The organism is Providencia sp. PROV150, from assembly GCF_028481025.1.
Classification (GTDB): Bacteria; Pseudomonadota; Gammaproteobacteria; order Enterobacterales; family Enterobacteriaceae; genus Providencia; species Providencia hangzhouensis.
This window is the reverse complement of sequence record NZ_JAMPPJ010000002.1, coordinates 135189-153568: the sequence shown is the minus strand read 5'-3', so window position 1 is coordinate 153568 and position 18380 is coordinate 135189. Positions and strand designations below refer to the sequence as shown.

The following is an 18380-nucleotide window of genomic DNA, read 5'->3' as shown; positions in this document are numbered from 1 at the left end:
AGCACTAGCAGTAACCAAAATCCATTATTTTTTGATACCGCTGTGCCAGTAATTCGTCTATGTCTAATTGAGTTAGCTCATTTAAATCAGTGAGTAACTGTTGTTTTAATTGTTGTGCAGCTAACTGATAGTCGCGGTGAGCTCCACCCAAAGGCTCAGGTATAATAGTATCGATAATACCTAACTCTTTTAACCGTGGAGCGGTCATTCCCATTACTTCAGCTGCAATTTGTGCCTTCTGGGAATCTTTCCATAAAATAGAGGCACAACCTTCTGGAGATATCGCCGCATAAGTACTGTATTCCAACATATTAATACGATCCCCCACACCAATCCCTAATGCACCACCAGAACAACCTTCACCTGTAATGATACAAATAATAGGGGTTTTTAAATGAGACATTTCTATAATATTGCGTGCAATAGCTTCTGCTTGCCCGCGCTCTTCAGCACCAACACCGGGGTAAGCCCCAGCAGAATCAATAAATACCATCACTGGTAAGTGGAAATGTTCCGCCATTTTCATTAAACGAAGTGCTTTACGGTAGCCTTCTGGCGATGGCATCCCAAAATTACGCATAACTTTCTCTTTTGTTGTCCGCCCTTTTTGTTGCCCAAGCACCATAACCGGCCTACCATCTAAACGAGCAAGGCCACCCACCAGCGCTTTGTCATCAGCAAAAGCTCGGTCACCCGCTAATTCCTGAAACTCAGTAAATATTAATGGAATATAATCAAGGGGATAAGGCCTTAATGGGTGTCTCGCTAATTGGACAATCTCCCATGCCCCAAGCGATGCAAATATGGTTTTCGTAAGCGAATGACTCTTTTTTCTCAAGAGCTGGATTTCTTCTTCTAATTTAATCTCTGATGGATGTCCTTTTTGCTTGAAGGCAATAAGCGCTTCAATTTTGTCATTGAGTTCAACGATAGGTTTCTCAAATGCAAGAAAATGATTAGTCATAATGTTCCTAAAATGGTAACAGCAATCTTAGGAGTGTAATCAGAGAATCAATCCCATTCTATGCTTAAAAATAGGATTGATTGTTATCAAGAATGGGATAATGTTTTAACGCTGACTTTTCTTTAGCGAATTTGATTTTAAGCTGTTTTCCATAATCTTTTGAAAATTAGGGCATAAAAAGTGATTTTCTTCAGGACAATTCGCAATATGCAAAATACCCTTTTTTAAGGCTAGTAACCCCTGTATGGTTTGCTCAATTTCTTCTGCTTTTTCAAGTAGGCTAGCACGTTCAATATTAGGGCCATCCTTATGGTTGAGCATGCTAGCAATTTCATCGAGTGAAAATTTAGCTTCTTGCCCCAATGCAATTAAAGACAAACGGTTTATTACGTCTTTCCCGTGATAAACCCGTTTTAACCCTTTACGCCCTATCGGCTTAATCAGCCCTCTCTCTTCATAATAACGTAGGGTTGATGCTGCTAAACCTGATAATTGGCTAACTTGAGAAATATCTAACTCATCAGACATGAAATACTAACCCGCTATAATACTCGCTAATCAGGCTAATTGTTGGCGCAGTAACACCGTAATCGTGCCATTCATAAAAATTTCACGGTCAACAACGTAACCTAACTTTTCAGCCACACGTAAAGAAGCTAAGTTCCTCGGTTCAATAAAACAAATAGATTGCCGATACTTATTTTCTTTCGTCAGCCAAGACAGTGCAGCCTGCATAGCCTCTGTTGCATAGCCTTTTCCTTGATGTTCAGGTGCAATGACCCAACCCGCTTCTGGAATGCCTTTAACATGGGGTTCGACCATACGATGAAAATCCGCGAAACCTAAATCACCAATATATTGACCACTCGCTTTTTCACGGACAGCCCAATAGCCAAAGCCTAGTAATGGCCATAAACCACCATAAGCTAACATTCTCATCCATGATTCGCGCTCACTAGAAGGCATACCCCCAATGTAACGAACCATTGACTCAGTCGCCCATAACTTCGCAAGTGCAGGAAAATCACTTACTTGGTGTTTATTTAATATCAGTCTATCTGTTTCAAGTTCAGGTATTACAGCCATTGATTGCTTCTCCTTGCTATCTAAATGGGGGTTCATCGAACGTTCTTAATTTCCTTGAATGCAATTTATCCCCTTCTTTCCTCAATAAATCAATAGCACGAATACCTATTTGCAAATGTTCTGAGATTGCACCTTCATAAAAACTGTTTGCTTGACCGGGCAATTTAATTTCACCATGCAGAGGCTTATCAGAAACACATAACAGCGTGCCATAAGGAACCCTGAAGCGATACCCCTGAGCTGCAATTGTGGCACTTTCCATATCCACGGCAACCGCGCGGCTTAAACTAAAACGGCGAGCTGTTGCAAAAAAACGTAATTCCCAATTTCTGTCATCTGTTGTAACAACGGTTCCAGTTCGTAGACGTTGTTTTACCAATTCCCCAGGCATATTGCTAACTTGTTTTGTAGCGTCATATAGCGCACGCTGGACTTCCGCAATACTTGGAATAGGAATATCTGGCGGTAATACATCATCAAGAATATGGTCATCACGCAAATAAGCATGGGCCAAAACATAATCGCCAATTTTTTGGCTTTCTCTTAACCCACCACAATGGCCAATCATCAACCAAGCATGTGGTCGTAAAACGGCTAAATGATCGCAAATATTCTTTGCATTTGAAGGACCAACACCGATATTTACTAAAGTAATTCCTGCCCCATCTCTAGCGATTAGATGATATGCAGGCATTTGAAATTTTTTCCATGTTAAATCAGAAGTCGCAATTTGTGGATCTGCATTCTCAGCGGTTAAATAATTATGTCCAACACAAGATAATGCAATATAACGACTTTCAGGATCACGTACCTGTTCACATGCCCAATTCACAAATTCATCGACATAACGATTATAATTAGTGAAAAGAATGTACGGTTGAACATGTTCAGGTGGGGTTCCTGTATAATGCTTTAATCGCGCTAATGAAAAATCCACACGTAATGCATCAAAATGAGACAGCGGCATTTCATCCGTAGCAGAGTTCAAACCATCTGTAATATCATCACTGATATGAGATAAATCGGTTATCGGAAAATGTGCAGCTAAATTACTGCTCATACTCCTATCTAATGCTAAATCTGAACCATCAATGACAAAAGGATAAGGAATTTCAATTTTTGAAGGGCGAACGGAAAAAGTGACATCATAATCCTGTTGTAGGATAGATAATTGCTCAACTAAATAAGCACGGAATAGTTCTGGCTGAGTCACCGTAATGGTGTAATCACCCCGTTTAACAAAACGTGCATAAGCACGGGTTTTTTCGCAATGATCAACTTTGCCTTCCCATGTAACACACAGTTCGGGATAAGCAAATAACCCATTTTCCCTTTCTGTAATATCGGGTATGCGGCCTTCTTTTACATAAATAGCGATAGCATCTCTTAATGAATCAATCGCATTGCTATATAACAACGAAAGTTTATCTAAAACATCTTCAATAGATAAGTTTTCATATTTCTGGCATTTTTCCAAAGACACACACAACTCCTTATCATCAGATAAAATTATCTCCGATAACATAGAGTATCAATGTGACAGTTGCAAAATATATCGCGATTAACGTACTTATATCACAGTTAATGTACTACAAAGGATAAAACAATTGGTAATGTGAATACCGCAGCCACGGTTTGTAATGTAATTATACCTGCCATTAGTTGGCTGTCCCCATTTAACTGACGCGTTAAAATATAAGCGGTTGGCGCAGTAGGAATAGCAAAAAATAGTACTAATAGAATTGTTTCAAGGTTTGGCAAAGAAAATAAGCCCGCCACTGTTAATGCTAAAATAGGCATAAGAAGTAAACGTAACAATGTTGACGCCATAATAGGCTTAAATTCATTTCTTAGTGTTGAGGTTTGTAATGCGGCTCCAATACAGATTAAGCCTAATGGTAAGCTGGCAGCTGCGAGCAGTTTTAAAAATTGGTCCGAGCCAAAGGGTAATCCCACTGGGGATATATTCAATAACACGCCAACGACACAGGAAATGATCAATGGATTTTTTATGATTGGTAATAAAATTTGCTTAGCTGAAACCTTTTGTCCTGAAGATAACGAAAGCACAGCAATGACATTACAGCTTGGTACTAAAACAGCCATAATTACCGCAGCAATAGCGATCCCTTCTTTGCCAAATAAATCAGCAACAATTGCCAACCCTAAATAAGTATTAAAACGCGTTATTCCTTGGATATGCGCGCCAAATCTCGGAATAGGTATTTTGAATAAATATTTACAACCTAGAACTAACACTGAACTAATCGCTAAAACACAAAGGATGGCGCTCGCTAAATAGGGTAATTTAGGGTTGTTCAAAGGTGCCGTTGCGAGACTGTTAATTAATAATGCAGGAAACAAAATAAAATAGTTTAATTTTTCAGCACTCGGCCAAAAATCAGCGGTGAATATTGTCGAGCGACGCAATACAAATCCCATTGTAATCAGAGCAAATAATGGCCACAAAACTAATAGAATCTTATCCATGAGAACGTAATCTGTTTTTATTTGAGCATTAAGTGAGTTTGTTAATCAGTCTATCGTTAAATTTTTGTAGCTGATAGGTAAAAAAAGCGCTATTCCCATATTTTGCTTTTCTTAGCTTATTTTCGATTAAATCGAGATTGCATCGACTTTCTCTTATTTATATTTAAATAATATATTTTTCCGCCCTTAAAACACAAGCTCCTAAACTTATCTCACTTCGGCATATAAAAATCATTTGCTTAGGAGTTCAATATTATGTATTTTTATTCATTATAAATGCATAATTAAAGAGGTTGGTATGTTTAAAAAATTAGTTTTTGCTGGCTGTATGTCATTGGCAGCCTTCGCCGGGAATGTTTACGCAAAAGAAAGCTATACCGTTGGTGCTGGTGGGACTTACCGTCCGTTTGAATATGAAAATAGCCAAAAACAGCTCGAAGGCTTTGATATTGATATCATTAAAGCAATTGCAGAAGCAGAAGGTTTTGACGTTAAACTTGTCAATACCCCTTGGGAAGGGATTTTTGCGACCTTATCGTCTGGTGATAGAGATATTTTAATTTCGGGGATCACAATTACAGATAAACGCAAAAATATGGTTGATTTCTCTAACCCCTATTTCCCGGCTGAGCAAGCGATCGTCATCAGTGAAACATCTGATGTTAAAGACTTAAATAGCTTAAAAGACCTGAATGTAGGTGTTGTGAACTCCAGCACTGGTGATATTGTTGTTTCTGATGTAATAGGTAAAAACAGTACAGCAATCAAACGTTTTGACAATACTCCTCTTTTATTACAAGAACTATTCGAAGATGGCATTGACGCTGCAGTTGGTGATGTCGGCGTAATTAAATATTATATAAAAACGCACCCTGAGAAAAAATTTAAACTGATTTACGATAACCATTTCGAAAAACAATATTTTGGTATTGCTGTCGCTAAAGGGAATAGTGAATTACAGCAAAAAATAAATAATGGCTTAGATAAGATTATTGCAGACGGTACATACAATAAAATTTACCAAAAATGGTTTGATGAAAATGTTCCTCAATTACCAAAACAATAATTAAATTTAACTTAAAGCCATCTATGGATGGCTTTTTCACGTTTTAAATCAGGGTGAAAATTAAGATGTCTGCGTTTCGTTGGGAAATAATTGAAGAGTATGCTCCATTATTTGCTGAAGGCGCAATGATGACGATAAAAGCAACCATCATTTGCGTTATTTTAGGCTCACTATGGGGATTAACCCTCGGTTTAGGCAGAACTGCCAAAGCTGAACAAGGGATTTGGAAACCTATTTTACACTATTTTGTACAGTGGCCGGTTCGCTTCTATGTCAGTGCCTTTCGTGGTACTCCACTATTTGTTCAAATAATGGTTGTTCACTTTGCCCTAGTGCCACTGTTTATTAACCCTCGTGATGGCTTATTTGTTACATCAGGGTTAATGTCTGTTGATACCGCTAAAATGCTCCGCTCCGATTACGGTGCATTTCTATCTTGCGTCATTGCAATTACTTTAAACTCAGGAGCTTATGTCTCTGAAATATTCCGTGCGGGTATTCAATCCATTGATAAAGGGCAAATGGAAGCTTCGCGTGCGCTTGGTATGAGTTGGGCAAAAACAATGCGCAAGGTGATTCTTCCGCAAGCTTTTCGGCGCATTCTTCCCCCACTGGGAAATAATGCCATCGCAATTGTCAAGGACTCATCCCTCGCTTCCGCAATCGGTTTGGCCGATCTCGCCTATGCTGCAAGAACGGTCTCCGGAGCTTACGCAACTTACTGGGAACCCTACTTAACAATATCTGTGATTTATTGGATGCTGACATTTATACTTGCTCAGTTGGTGCAATATATGGAAAGAAGGTTGGGCAGAAGTGATTTACGTTAATAATTTACAAAAAAAATTTGGTGATGCTCATGTACTTAGAGGTATTTCTTGTGAAGTTAAACCTCAAGAAGTTATTTGTGTCATTGGCCCTTCTGGTTCAGGAAAAAGTACCTTTTTACGCTGTTTGAATGCGCTAGAACGCCCTGACGGGGGAGAAATTCAAGTCAATGGTTTTAACGTTCATGATCCTAAAACTGATTTAAATAAAATGAGAGAAAATGTGGGGATGGTGTTTCAGCGTTTTAACCTATTCCCCCATATGACCGTGTTAGAAAACTTGATGATGGCGCCAACCTTAGTGAAAGGAATAAAAAAGGAATTGGCACTTAAACAAGCAGAACAACTTCTGATCAAGGTAGGGTTGTTAGATAAAATTGATGCATGGCCAGCCAGTTTATCCGGTGGGCAGCAACAACGAGTCGCTATTGCTAGAGCGTTAGCCATGCAACCATCCATTTTGTTATTTGATGAGCCGACATCTGCACTTGACCCCGAATTAGTTGGTGAGGTTCTTTCAGTGATGAAAACCCTTGCAAATGAAGGTATGACAATGGTTATCGTCACCCATGAAATGGGGTTTGCACGTGAAGTTGCCGACCGAGTCTTGTTTATTGACCAAGGTATTATTCAAGAAGAAGGCACGCCAGAACAACTCTTTACTGCACCTAAAAACCCACGGACTGCGGAGTTTCTAAGTAAAGTACTTTAATTTTATAGCCTGCTTAGTATGCTAAGCAGGTTTTTCTGATAGGCAGGTCTTTTTATTATCGATACGCTAAGAATATTCGCTCTTAATAAAGATTAATTTATGGATATCAAAAGCCTCTGCAAACAATACCGCTCAGGGAAAAAATTTAAATATGTTTTCTTCTGGGGCCACCAAACCAAACAAAATCAAATTACAAAAAGCTGCTTCAGCCAATGGTACCCTTCCCCATTTATTGTTAATAACCACCGCTTTGCCAGTGCAGAACATTTCATGATGGCCGAAAAAGCACGCTTATTTGGTGATTTAGAAACATTGGATAAAATCATTCATGCACCAAATCCCGGAGCGGCTAAAGCATTTGGTCGTGAAGTTCGTGGGTTTAAGCAAGATGTTTGGGATGAAAACCGTTTTGCTATTGTTGTCAGCGCTAATATGGCAAAATTCTCTCAACATGAAGAATTAAAACAGTTTTTACTCTCCACAAACGAACGTGTTCTAGTTGAAGCTAGCCCCGTCGATAAAATTTGGGGAATAGGCCTTGCCGAAGATAGTGAAAATATTGAAAACCCATTAACATGGAAAGGGTTAAACCTTCTCGGTTTCGCATTAATGGATGTTAGAAGTCAGCTAGCCAATTAACTCTCTAATTTTTGCTTATTTTCTGATAAAATGAAAAACCCGTTGTTATTAAACAGCGGGCCCGTCATTTTTTTATCAAAATATAGAATATACTACTGAGCTTTATTATAAAGGCATTCTGTATTCAATTACCCCAGGCTTTTCTGCCACCCAGTTATACAATTTTTGGCCTCGCAAATTGGTTTCTTGTGTATGCCAATATAGACGGCCACATTGTTTCTCTTGCGCTTGTGCGTGTACAAATTCAATTAATTGTTTTCCTACATGACGTCCTCTCATTTCTGGCGTCACATATAAATCTTCAAGGTAACAAAAATCATTTTCAGCCCATGTTGAGCGGTGAAATAAATAATTCACAAAACCAACAACTTTTCCATTTTCCAACGCAACAGCACAGTACATCGGCTCACTCTCATCAAAAAAGCGCTCCCATGCTTTTAAGGTAATTTCTTCACTTAAATCTACCTTATAAAATTTCTGATACTCTAACCAATACACTAACCACTCTGGGTAATGTTCCGGCGCAACAAATTCCACTGTAACTGGTAATGATGTTTTACTCATAATAACCCTTCCATTTGTAGACATATTACATAATGGCGCTATAGTACCTAGCAATCTGGCTCTATATAAGAGACACTTTTGTTATTTATTTAGGATCCACTTTATGCGACGCCAACAGCATGCCCAATTCCCATTACTATTACTTGAAAAAGGTTACATTAAAGAAAATGTTTATCACACAATACGTAATGCCATCTTAGATGGACGTATTGCTGCTGGAATTAAACTTCCTTCCTCTAGAGCATTAGCAGAAATGATGGCGATCTCACGAAATTCGGTAATTGCTGGGTTTGAACGACTAATTGATGAAGGATACCTTTATTCCCAAAAAGGCTCAGGGACTTATGTTTCCCCCCATATTCCTGATGAATTAATTGGTGCCATAAGTAGCACTAAACAGGGTGACCAATCTGGATATCCTGCATTAAATCTGAATCCTAGAGTTTCCACTTTATCGAATTTATGGGAAAAATCGCGTCCAAATACCAACAAACACCAAATGTTTAATATCGGTATTGGTTGTGTGGACCAATTCCCGCATGAATTATGGGGAAGATTATTGGGTCGAGTTTGGCGTAAGTCCAAACAAATTATTACGCATTTTAATCACCCTGATGGGTATGCACCACTAAAAGATTTATTGGTAGATTACGTCCGTTCGACTCGTGGGGTTCATTGTAAACAGCAACAAATTATTATTGTTAATGGAACACAGCAAGCCATTAATTTAGCGGCAAAAGTCTTATTACAGCAAGGGGATAAAGTATGGTTAGATGACCCTGGCTATGATAGTGCGAGAGCTATTTTAACCGCTGCTGGTGCTGATATTGACGCTATTCCATCAGACAAAGAAGGAATGGATATTATATATGGTGCGAAACACCATAAAACAGCAAAATTAATTTATACCACGCCTTCTCACCAGTTCCCTCTGGGCACAACTCTCAGCTTACCTCGGCGTTTAGCATTATTGGATTGGGCACAACAAAACAACGCATGGATTTTTGAGGATGACTACAATAGTGAATTTCGCTTTTTATCAAAGCCAATTCAAGCATTGCAAGGCTTAGATAATCATCAACGTGTTATTTATGCAGGGACATTTTCTAAAATGATGTACCCCGGCTTTCGTTTAGGTTTTTTAATAGTGCCAGAAATTCTGAGTGAGGCATTCACCATGATGAAATATTATAGTGATAGCCACTGTGGTTATTTAGAACAGGCCGCTTTAGCTCAGTTTATCCAAGAAGGCCACTATGCACGCCATGTCAGAAAAATACGGAAGATATGTTACGAGAGGCAAAATACTTTTATCAATGCCATCAATCACTATCTCCCTCACCTATTTAATGTACAGATGACAGATTCAGGCATTCATACTGTTTGTTGGGTGAAAGACGGTTATGATATTAACGTGATCCTTAACCAATGCCGTCTCTTGGGCTTTGGCGCACAACCGCTATCACGCTACTGTATTCAAAGTACTCACCAAAATGCAATTCTATTTGGCTATGCTGCCCATTGTGAAAACGAGATAATTAGCAATATAAAATTACTCAGTGAACAATTGAGTAATATATACCCTAGTTAAACAAAAATGATTTTCAGCGTTTATCCGATAGCTAGAATTTTTCTAATCTTTATAACTGTACCTTAATAGCATTGTTTATATTGAGGTACTTTTATGACAAAAATAAATTATCCCCATGAGTACGAAGTTGGCGATGTTGTCTTTACCAGTATTGGGACTGAGCTATTTCGCCAAATAGCCTCGGCATCTTTATGTTGGAGTAACCATGTTGGCATGATTGTAGGTCATAATGGTGAAGATTATTTAATTGCAGAAAGTCGCGTTCCCCTTTCAACAACCACGACCTTATCGCGGTTTATTGCCCGTTCGTCTGACAATCGTTACAGTGTACGCCGATTTTCCCATACATTAACAAGTGAACAAAAATCCGCATTAGTCGCCGAAGTTCCTGCTCGTTTAAATAAGTTTTATCACACGGGATTTAATTATGAGTCTTCTAGGCAGTTTTGTTCAAAGTTTGTTTTCGATATTTATCAATCTGCGTTATCAGTTCAAATAGGGGAATTAGAAACCTTCAAGGAATTATTAACTAAAAACCCGAATGCAAAATTAAATTTTTGGAAGTTATGGTTTATTGGGCAAATTCCATGGGAACGTAAAACTGTTACTCCTGCAAGTTTATGGCATCACCCTGAATTATCATTAATTTATCGCAGCCATGATGACATTCATTAATTAGCGATATTGATATTTGACTAAGCCACTCAACGTATATAAGAGTGGCTTAACATGATGCCTTAATCTTTATCAATCAATAAGCATTGCATCGCCATTAAACAAATTTGCTGTAATAGCCAGTTATTATAGTAAAGCCTCTTCTATTAGAGACTTTACTTTGCCTACCTGTACTGGAATTGCGTGGGTTATCGCGATTATTTTTTCTTATTTAGCATCGATTTCAAGTCAGCAAACGGGTTATAAGTTGCTGCTTCAATATCATTTTGTGCATCTTCCCCTGCCACGACATTAGTGCCATACATTTCAGCTTCTGTGTACTTCGAATGCTCATGATCATGGCAAAATAAACACAATAGTTCCCAATTGCTGCCATCTTCAGGGTTATTGGTATGATCATGGTCGATATGATGCACAGTTAATTCACGTAAATTTGAATACACAAACTCACGAGTACAGCGTCCACAAACCCATGGGTAAATTTTAAGTGCTTTTTCACGATAGCCACTTTCTAATCGCGCATAGTTTTTAGGGATCAAAGCCATTGCCGATATTCCTATTAAAAATAGTAATTTTGAGATAATACGCCTAATATACCTCAATTCAGAGCAAAAAAAGAAACTCAAAGCAACAAAAAACCCAGATATGATGACTCGCCAACTTTATAGGGCATGTCATCAACTCCGGGCTCATTTATTAGTTAGTTTTTACTTAGATTACTTATTCAACAATTCTCTACGGATAATCTCAGCCCCTGCACTTAATGCATTAAGTTTACCCGTTGCGACCCGTCGAGATAATGGTGCCATACCACAGTTTGTTGATGGATAAAGTTTATCAGCATCCACAAATTGCAACGCTTTACGTAACGTATTGGCGACTTCTTCTGGTGTTTCGATGATATTGCTAGCCACATCAATCGCCCCCACCATCACTTTTTTACCGCGAATAAGCTCAATTAAATCCATAGGAACATGGGAGTTATGACATTCTAAGGAGATAATATCAATATTTGAAGTTTGCAATTTTGGGAAAGCCTCTTCATATTGCCGCCACTCAGAACCTAGTGTCTTTTTCCAGTCAGTATTAGCTTTGATGCCGTATCCATAACAGATGTGAACTGCTGTTTCGCATTTCAGCCCTTCAATGGCTCTTTCTAACGCAGCCACCCCCCAATCGTTTACTTCATCAAAAAACACATTAAAAGCTGGCTCATCAAACTGAATAATATCAACGCCCGCGGCTTCAAGCTCTTTTGCTTCTTGATTCAATATTTTAGCGAACTCCCATGCCAGTTTTTCACGACTTTTATAATGGTTATCATACAGTGTATCAATCATCGTCATCGGCCCAGGAAGCGCCCATTTAATCGGCTGTTTTGTTAGCTTACGTAAAAATTTAGCATCTTCCACAAAAACAGGTTTTTGGCGTTCAACCGCCCCAACCACCGTCGGCACGCTCGCATCATAACGATCACGAATTTTAACCACTTCACGCTTTGCAAAATCAACACCACTGAGGTGTTCAATAAATGTCGTCACAAAATGCTGGCGTGTTTGCTCGCCATCGCTAACAATATCAATCCCAGCACGTAGTTGATCTTCAAGGGATAAGCGCAATGCGTCTTGTTTTCCCTCGATGAGTTCTTCATTTTGCAACTTCCAAGGAGACCAAAGCGTCTCAGGTTCAGCAAGCCAAGAAGGTTTTGGTAAGCTGCCCGCGGTAGATGTTGGTAATAATGTTTTCATAATAATTGACCTTAAATTTTTATAATTAATCAAAGCGCGTAGTTAGCAGACCATTGCTCTAGAATATGCTTATAGGGCTCAATAAAATGTTCTTCTGTATATTTTCCCTGCTCAATAGCCAATCGGCTACGTTCTTCGCGGTCATAAACAATTTTTGTTAGCGAATAATCTTGATTCGTCAAACTCGGTTGATAGCATTGCCCCGCAACGGAGTTCGCATTGTAAATCTCTGGCCGATAAATCTTCTGGAATGTTTCCATCGTGCTAATCGTACTAATTAATTCAATATTGCTGTAATCGCTCAGCAGATCTCCCGTAAAATAAAATGCCAGCGGTGCAACACTATTTTGAGGCATGAAATAACGAACCTGTAATCCCATCTTTTTAAAATATTGATCTGTTAATGAAGCCCCATTTTGCTGATATTCAATCCCCAATATAGGATGTTGATTCCCAGTTCTATGGTAGATATCTTTATTTGAGACACTTAGACATATCACTGGCGCCTTACTAAAATGCGCTTTATATTCACTAGAATTTACAAAATATTTAAAGATATTCCCATGCAAGTCACCAAAGTTTTCTGGAATACTAAAGCTTGCTTGGTCCTTATTGTGGTCTAACAATAAAACACTAAAATCATAATCACGCACATAAGATGAAAAGTTATTTCCGACAATACCCTCAGTTCGTTCACCTGTTTTATGATCAATAATATTAGTTTTTAATATTTCAATCACAGGGAACCTATTACTATTTTCCTCAACACTCATCTCGACAGAAATAATTTCCAACTCGATTGAATAACGGTCGCTTTTAGGGTTATCCCAATAGGCTAATGTATTGAAACGGTTGTTCATCATGACAAGCGTGTTACGCAAATTTTCTTGGCGATTTTCCCCTCTGGCTAAATTAGCAAAGTTAGTTGTAATACGTGTATTTTCAGAAGGATTATAATTTTCATCAAAAAGACTACTTTTAATCGTAAATGTAAAATTTTTGTTCATTGTCTCGTCACACCCTAAATTCCAAGATGGAAACTCAATTGACTTCTTGATTTTTTAGAAGTTTTAGTTGCCCATTCATCAATCTTTATGTTGTAGATAAGTTAATTTTCCTCGTTAGCTAATTTATGCCAGAGCTGTTGATTGAGTGAAAGCGACTTAATTTCATTTCGAACATGAACGATTTTCATGATCATCTATTTCACTTATTTTAATTATGTGACGAAGAACTAAGAAATATTATTTTTCATTATAATTCATGATGTTAAGTATATTATATGGACAATTTCCTAGAGGGGATGAATATTCGACTCGAAGACTTAAACATTGGTTAGTGAAATAAATTTATTTAGTGCATTTAGAAAACACTTAGGTCATACAGTCTAAGTTACTAACTAAAATTAACTACAATAATAAAAGGTGGCACAGTATTATGCACAAAAAAAAGGCACTCGCCCCCGAGTGCCTTTTGACTACAACTCACTGAATATAAAGTAAATTACACCTATTCAGCGGTTCTGGTACTTGTGCGGATGAGGTAGTCAAATGCGCTAAGTGCGGCGTTCTAAAAGTGAGTTAAACAATTGATTTAAATGGATTTAGTCAATGGTTGATGTCCACATATTGACCACACTTATAAAGCCTCTTGTCAAAAGAGGCTTTAATATCAAGTTATATTAACTAAGTGTTCTGTATATTTAATTAACTTTTTTTGATTATTTGAAAATACGAATTCGTCAGCATTTTTAACATTCATCCTACATATTGAATCCGCTAATTTTTCCGCATTAGTAATACGTTGAATAATACTTTTCGGAACAAAAATCAGAACAAAATTAGGTGTTAACGTAAATATAAGTGAAACAACTCCTTTTGATTTCTGTTTGAAAAATGGGGTGTCACTACCTATAATCATGTCTTTTTTGTTAACTCGATGTAAATAAATAGCGCAGCCATCAAAATCAAAATATTCATCACTCAATATTTTCAACAAATACCTTTCTATTTTAATAGCTTCCCGAGTGAATTCTTCTTTTAACTTCACATCATCATCATCTTCAAGTTCGCTGACCAGATTTAACTCTTCCTCCATTTCCAACTTACTGTATTCATCTATCACATCCTCCCCAAATTTATTATTTATAGTATCAGCAAAATCTATAAGCATTTTCTTTATTTCATCAAAGCCATTGTAATTCTTGACATTTAATTCACCATCTAAACTCTTGTTCCTTGTAACTAAGGCTCTTATGTTAATTTTAATTATTTTTATCAAATCAACATCATAAATAGGAAAAAAAACAGGATTTAAATTTGTATAATTAAGCTTATTGATTTTTTTTAATGAATAAATTAGGTTGTGTTTATAACAATATTTTTCTTGTATAAACTTTTTCCGAACCATAGAATAATACTTAGTAATCAACTGGATAAAACGATGGTATTCCTGTTCTAGCTCGCTAAAGCTTTTCTCGATGAAGACTTCTCTATCACCATTAATGACCATTGTATGCCTATCATTTTCACCACACATTTTATCTAGTCTTAACGGCTTGTAACTTATAGCTCTTGGATTTTTTTCGGCTATTTTTTTATTAAACGCATAAGGTGCAGTTCTACTCTTTCCCTCCTTGCACATAAAGTATCTAAGATAACTTTCTGGTAAATAATGTTGGTATAAATACTCTATACTATTTTTATTCATCTTATATGACCTAATATTTTATGACTAAAACATCTCCACTTGTTTCTCCCCCCGATGTGATTTAGGTAACTTATCCATCGGGATTTCAAACCCTTCTGGCAACTTTTGTGGGATTGTTTTTGTTAGATAAATCTCCACTGAGGTTATTGTCGTAAAAGAACAGCCACACAACATATTTTGGCATTGATGGTAACTTCTACGGGTTTCACTGCTCATGGATTTACTGGTTTTGGTATAAGTCACAGCGCCACACTTTGGACAATTGAACGCCATTTTATAACCTTGGGTTATGGGTATGCCTGACGTTATTATAATCAATTATGTTTCGTTTTGCTCGTCATCCGTCATATCAATGTCTTTGATTTTTATTTCCAGTTCTAAATGGGTGATAAACCCGTTCCCATCAATGGTGTGTGTCACTCGGCTAATTACCCATTGGTGACTATCAATGGTCGGTTTAAAGCCAGTTACCGTGACGGGCATCTCAGGGTAAAGGTCTGCGCGCCCCTCGGCTAAGGTGATATTAAATTCTGCTACACCTCTTTGTAATTTTGACCACTTGGCCGCGGCGGCTCGCTTGGCTGATTGCTCGTTTTTAAAGGTCTGTCGCATCACTAAAACATTACCCTCGGCGCCCTCAATATAATCCCCCTCTTTTTTGCTCGACTTCTCTTTTTTGGGTTTTTGCTTGCGTTTAAGATTGGTTTTCTTTTGTTTACCGTAGTTCAAATCTAACCAGTAAGCTTGTACGCCGGTGTACGCTTGCCGGTCGGCCAACCTGAAATAATGCCTATCCCCACTTTCCCGCATGATGGTGATCACAGGTAAGGGTTTACCACTTTGGGTGACTCCCTGATTAGGCACGATAAATAATAAACTACCATTTTTAATGGTGGCTATCGCGCCGAGCATTTCAGCCATGCGCGTTAAAAAGCTAATATCGCTTTCATTGGTCTGGTCAGCGTGGTCAATTTCAATGTGCATCAATTGTTTGCTCACCGCTGGCTTGAGGTTATAACGCCCCGCTATCGCACTGACCACATCTGGTACTTTGATATCGTGCCAGCTGTATTCCCGTTTGACGTTAAAGTCTTGCCGAAAGTCCGCGCTACGGGCGGTTACCGTGATTTGGTCAGGTGGGCCTGAATGGCTAATTTCATCCACGGTATATATCCCTTTGTGTACCAAAGCTTCCCCCTGCCAACCAAGGGAAACGGAAATCTCAGCCCCACGCGCCGGTAACGCAATTTTGCCGTCAGTATCATCGATAGTAAGTTCGAGTGTGTCAGCCTCAAAACCCCGATTATCCGTTAATGTTAATGACATAAGCCGGTCATTGACGCCGAGGAGCTGCACGCCACCAACCGTTAAATCAAAGGCAGGAACTTTAACTAAATTCCCCTCTGTCCAATCCGTAAAAGACATATTCACCACCTAGCCAATTTAATATACCTAGATTGTCGTCGCGCGCGTAGGTGAGCAATCATCCGTGGTTCTCATGTGCCTATGAGAACCCTAAGTACATGATTTGTTATCAAACATCCCTGAGAATAAAGATAAATAGACATCAGGAGATAATAACGATGGCCGTATATCATCACGGTGTTGAAGTCCATGAGACCACCGACCTCAGCACCCTTATTCGAGATATCGACACCTCAGTGATTGGCATTGTCTGCACCGCAGAAGATGCCGATCCCGAAGTGTTCCCACTAGACACCCCCGTGTTAGTCACACGCATTAAAACAGTACTGAGTAAAGCAGGAAAAACCGGCACGCTTTACACCACTCTGAAAGCGATTGATGACCAATGCAGCCCAAAAGTAGTGGTTGTTCGTGTTGCCGAAGCGAAAGGCGGTGAAAAGACACAAGACCAATTAGTGATTGGCGGTACGGGTGACGATGGCCGCTATACCGGCCTTTATGCCCTGCTGACCGCTGAAGCGAATATCGGTGAGCGTCCGCGCATTTTAGCGGTACCAAAGTTGGACACTAAACCGGTTGCTATGCAGCTTGCGATTTTTGCCGAGCAAATCAAAGCCTTTGCCTATATCAGCGCAAACGGCTGTAAAACTATCGCCGAAGCCAAGAAATACCGCGAGGATTTCAATCAGCGCGAGGTGATGATCATCTATCCTGAATTTATCGCCTACAACAAAGAAAGTGGCCAAAACGAAGTTATCCCCGCCACCGCTTACGCCATTGGTTTACGCGCCAAGATTGATGCGGAACAAGGCTGGCATAAGTCGATTTCTAACGTGCCGGTTAATGGTGTTTTGGGTATTAGCGCGGATATTTACTGGACGTTACAAGGTAAAGACACCGACGCCAACGATTTAAACAGCCACCAAATCACCACGTTGATTAAACGCGATGGGTACCGCATTTGGGGTAATCGCACCGGCGACAAAGAAATCTATACCTTTGAAGTGTATACCCGCACCGCACAAATCTTGGCTGAAATGATCGCCGAGGCGCATTTTAGCTATATCGACAAAACACTCACCCCCTCATTGGTGAAAGATATTGTCGATGGGATCAACCGCAAAGGCGCACAACTCGTCACGCAAGGCCGTTTATTAGGGTTCCAATGTTGGTATGACCCATCGGATAACCCGAAAGAAAATTTACGCGATGGTAAGGCGCACATTCGCTACAAGTACACCCCCGTACCGCCACTGGAAAACCTGTCTTTAACGCAGGAATTCACTGACGAGTATTTCGCTGTTTTTGACCAACTGGGCTAAGGAAATTGAATTATGGGTATGCCTAAAAAACTTTTTATGTTTGACCTGTTTATTGATGGCCAAACCTACCTTGGACAAGTAGAAGAAGTCACCCCACCAAAGCTGTCATTAAAAACAGAGGATTATCAGGGTGCCGGTATGGTGGGCTCTGTGGCTGTCATGATGGGCTTTGATTCTGGTGCATTAGATATGGAGGCCTCTATGGGGGGCTTAATGTCTGAATTGCTGGAAAGCTGGGGCGCCACCATTGACGGTAAGCAATTCCGCTTTGCGGGCTCTTACTACAATGATTCAACTGGTGAATCCGTTCCGTGTGAAATTCAAACTCGCGGACGTTTTACCGAATTGGATTTAGGCAGTGCGAAAGCCGGTGATAACACGCAACACAAATACACCATCAAAAATACCTACTGCAAAATCACCATCAATAACAAAGAATCATTTGAAGTGGATTTGCTCAACATGGTGTGGAAAGTCAACGGCAAAGACATGCTAGAAAAACACCGCGCCAATATTGGCCACTAATTAACACGGTGGGTTTAATTACCCACCCATTTCACGT

The 18380-nt window shown here is 39.1% G+C and carries 20 protein-coding genes; 8 read left to right on the top strand and 12 right to left on the bottom strand.

The window, feature by feature from the left end; all coding sequences use genetic code 11:
• Positions 1 to 4: 4 nt before the first annotated feature.
• The 5 genes from accA to PSE83_RS02890 form a co-directional block, all read right to left on the bottom strand.
• Positions 5 to 964 (bottom strand): acetyl-CoA carboxylase carboxyl transferase subunit alpha, encoded by a 960-nt coding sequence (accA, locus tag PSE83_RS02910; RefSeq protein ID WP_004254511.1) that lies wholly within the window; start codon positions 962 to 964, stop codon positions 5 to 7.
• Positions 965 to 1069: 105 nt separating this feature from the next.
• Complete coding sequence (locus PSE83_RS02905) at positions 1070 to 1492, bottom strand: helix-turn-helix domain-containing protein (protein WP_004254515.1); 423 nt, start codon at positions 1490 to 1492, stop codon at positions 1070 to 1072.
• Between the two features lie 30 nt (positions 1493 to 1522).
• The gene (locus PSE83_RS02900) at positions 1523 to 2086 is read right to left on the bottom strand and encodes a GNAT family N-acetyltransferase (protein WP_004254518.1); all 564 of its coding nucleotides are present in this window, start codon (positions 2084 to 2086) and stop codon (positions 1523 to 1525) included.
• Positions 2067 to 3527 carry an AMP nucleosidase gene (locus PSE83_RS02895; RefSeq protein ID WP_377146078.1) on the bottom strand — a complete coding sequence of 487 codons (1461 nt, stop codon included), beginning with the start codon at positions 3525 to 3527 and terminating at the stop codon, positions 2067 to 2069. Before PSE83_RS02895 ends, PSE83_RS02900 begins: the two co-directional genes overlap by 20 nt.
• A gap of 104 nt (positions 3528 to 3631) precedes the next feature.
• On the bottom strand, positions 3632 to 4540 hold the full coding sequence (locus PSE83_RS02890) for an AEC family transporter (RefSeq protein ID WP_004254524.1): 909 nt from the start codon (positions 4538 to 4540) through the stop codon (positions 3632 to 3634).
• A 298-nt stretch (positions 4541 to 4838) separates the two neighbouring features.
• On the opposite strand from PSE83_RS02890, the gene PSE83_RS02885 reads away from it, so the two are divergent.
• From PSE83_RS02885 to PSE83_RS02870, 4 genes are all read left to right on the top strand, one after another.
• Complete coding sequence (locus PSE83_RS02885; protein ID WP_004254527.1) at positions 4839 to 5606, top strand: basic amino acid ABC transporter substrate-binding protein; 768 nt, start codon at positions 4839 to 4841, stop codon at positions 5604 to 5606.
• 65 nt (positions 5607 to 5671) lie between these two features.
• Positions 5672 to 6436, top strand: a complete 765-nt coding sequence (locus tag PSE83_RS02880; protein WP_004254530.1) for an amino acid ABC transporter permease — start codon at positions 5672 to 5674, stop codon at positions 6434 to 6436.
• On the top strand, positions 6423 to 7145 hold the full coding sequence (locus PSE83_RS02875) for an amino acid ABC transporter ATP-binding protein (RefSeq protein WP_004254533.1): 723 nt from the start codon (positions 6423 to 6425) through the stop codon (positions 7143 to 7145). The genes PSE83_RS02880 and PSE83_RS02875 overlap by 14 nt, the downstream gene beginning before the upstream one ends.
• 99 nt (positions 7146 to 7244) lie before the next feature.
• Positions 7245 to 7784, top strand: coding sequence for an NADAR family protein (locus PSE83_RS02870; RefSeq protein WP_172767194.1), 540 nt, complete (start codon positions 7245 to 7247; stop codon positions 7782 to 7784).
• A 105-nt stretch (positions 7785 to 7889) separates the two neighbouring features.
• Here the strand turns inward: PSE83_RS02870 and PSE83_RS02865 are convergent, their stop codons facing one another.
• Positions 7890 to 8348 carry a GNAT family N-acetyltransferase gene (locus PSE83_RS02865; RefSeq protein WP_036957755.1) on the bottom strand — a complete coding sequence of 153 codons (459 nt, stop codon included), beginning with the start codon at positions 8346 to 8348 and terminating at the stop codon, positions 7890 to 7892.
• A 103-nt stretch (positions 8349 to 8451) separates the two neighbouring features.
• On the opposite strand from PSE83_RS02865, the gene pdxR reads away from it, so the two are divergent.
• Both pdxR and PSE83_RS02855 read left to right on the top strand, forming a co-directional pair.
• The gene (gene pdxR, locus PSE83_RS02860; protein ID WP_004254548.1) at positions 8452 to 9939 is read left to right on the top strand and encodes a MocR-like pyridoxine biosynthesis transcription factor PdxR; all 1488 of its coding nucleotides are present in this window, start codon (positions 8452 to 8454) and stop codon (positions 9937 to 9939) included.
• Positions 9940 to 10032: 93 nt separating this feature from the next.
• The gene (locus PSE83_RS02855; protein WP_004254550.1) at positions 10033 to 10614 is read left to right on the top strand and encodes a YebB family permuted papain-like enzyme; all 582 of its coding nucleotides are present in this window, start codon (positions 10033 to 10035) and stop codon (positions 10612 to 10614) included.
• Positions 10615 to 10811: 197 nt separating this feature from the next.
• On the opposite strand, the gene yajD is transcribed toward PSE83_RS02855, so the two are convergent.
• From yajD to PSE83_RS02825, 6 genes are all read right to left on the bottom strand, one after another.
• Entirely contained in the window at positions 10812 to 11159 is a 348-nt protein-coding gene (yajD, locus tag PSE83_RS02850) for an HNH nuclease YajD (protein WP_004254555.1), read from the bottom strand.
• Between the two features lie 171 nt (positions 11160 to 11330).
• A complete protein-coding gene (locus PSE83_RS02845; RefSeq protein WP_004254558.1) occupies positions 11331 to 12362 on the bottom strand; it encodes a methionine synthase in 1032 nt (343 codons plus the stop codon).
• A gap of 29 nt (positions 12363 to 12391) precedes the next feature.
• Entirely contained in the window at positions 12392 to 13369 is a 978-nt protein-coding gene (locus PSE83_RS02840) for a DUF1852 domain-containing protein (RefSeq protein ID WP_004254561.1), read from the bottom strand.
• 664 nt (positions 13370 to 14033) lie between these two features.
• A complete protein-coding gene (locus PSE83_RS02835; protein WP_272660647.1) occupies positions 14034 to 15071 on the bottom strand; it encodes a DUF4238 domain-containing protein in 1038 nt (345 codons plus the stop codon).
• Between the two features lie 24 nt (positions 15072 to 15095).
• The gene (locus PSE83_RS02830) at positions 15096 to 15344 is read right to left on the bottom strand and encodes an ogr/Delta-like zinc finger family protein (protein WP_272660646.1); all 249 of its coding nucleotides are present in this window, start codon (positions 15342 to 15344) and stop codon (positions 15096 to 15098) included.
• A gap of 45 nt (positions 15345 to 15389) precedes the next feature.
• On the bottom strand, positions 15390 to 16496 hold the full coding sequence (locus tag PSE83_RS02825) for a phage late control D family protein (protein WP_272660645.1): 1107 nt from the start codon (positions 16494 to 16496) through the stop codon (positions 15390 to 15392).
• A 158-nt stretch (positions 16497 to 16654) separates the two neighbouring features.
• Here PSE83_RS02825 and PSE83_RS02820 point away from each other — a divergent pair, with 158 nt between their 5' ends.
• Both PSE83_RS02820 and PSE83_RS02815 read left to right on the top strand, forming a co-directional pair.
• Positions 16655 to 17818 (top strand): phage tail sheath subtilisin-like domain-containing protein, encoded by a 1164-nt coding sequence (locus PSE83_RS02820; protein WP_272660644.1) that lies wholly within the window; start codon positions 16655 to 16657, stop codon positions 17816 to 17818.
• A 12-nt stretch (positions 17819 to 17830) separates the two neighbouring features.
• Positions 17831 to 18343 (top strand): phage major tail tube protein, encoded by a 513-nt coding sequence (locus PSE83_RS02815; RefSeq protein WP_004254594.1) that lies wholly within the window; start codon positions 17831 to 17833, stop codon positions 18341 to 18343.
• Positions 18344 to 18380 lie beyond the last annotated feature (37 nt).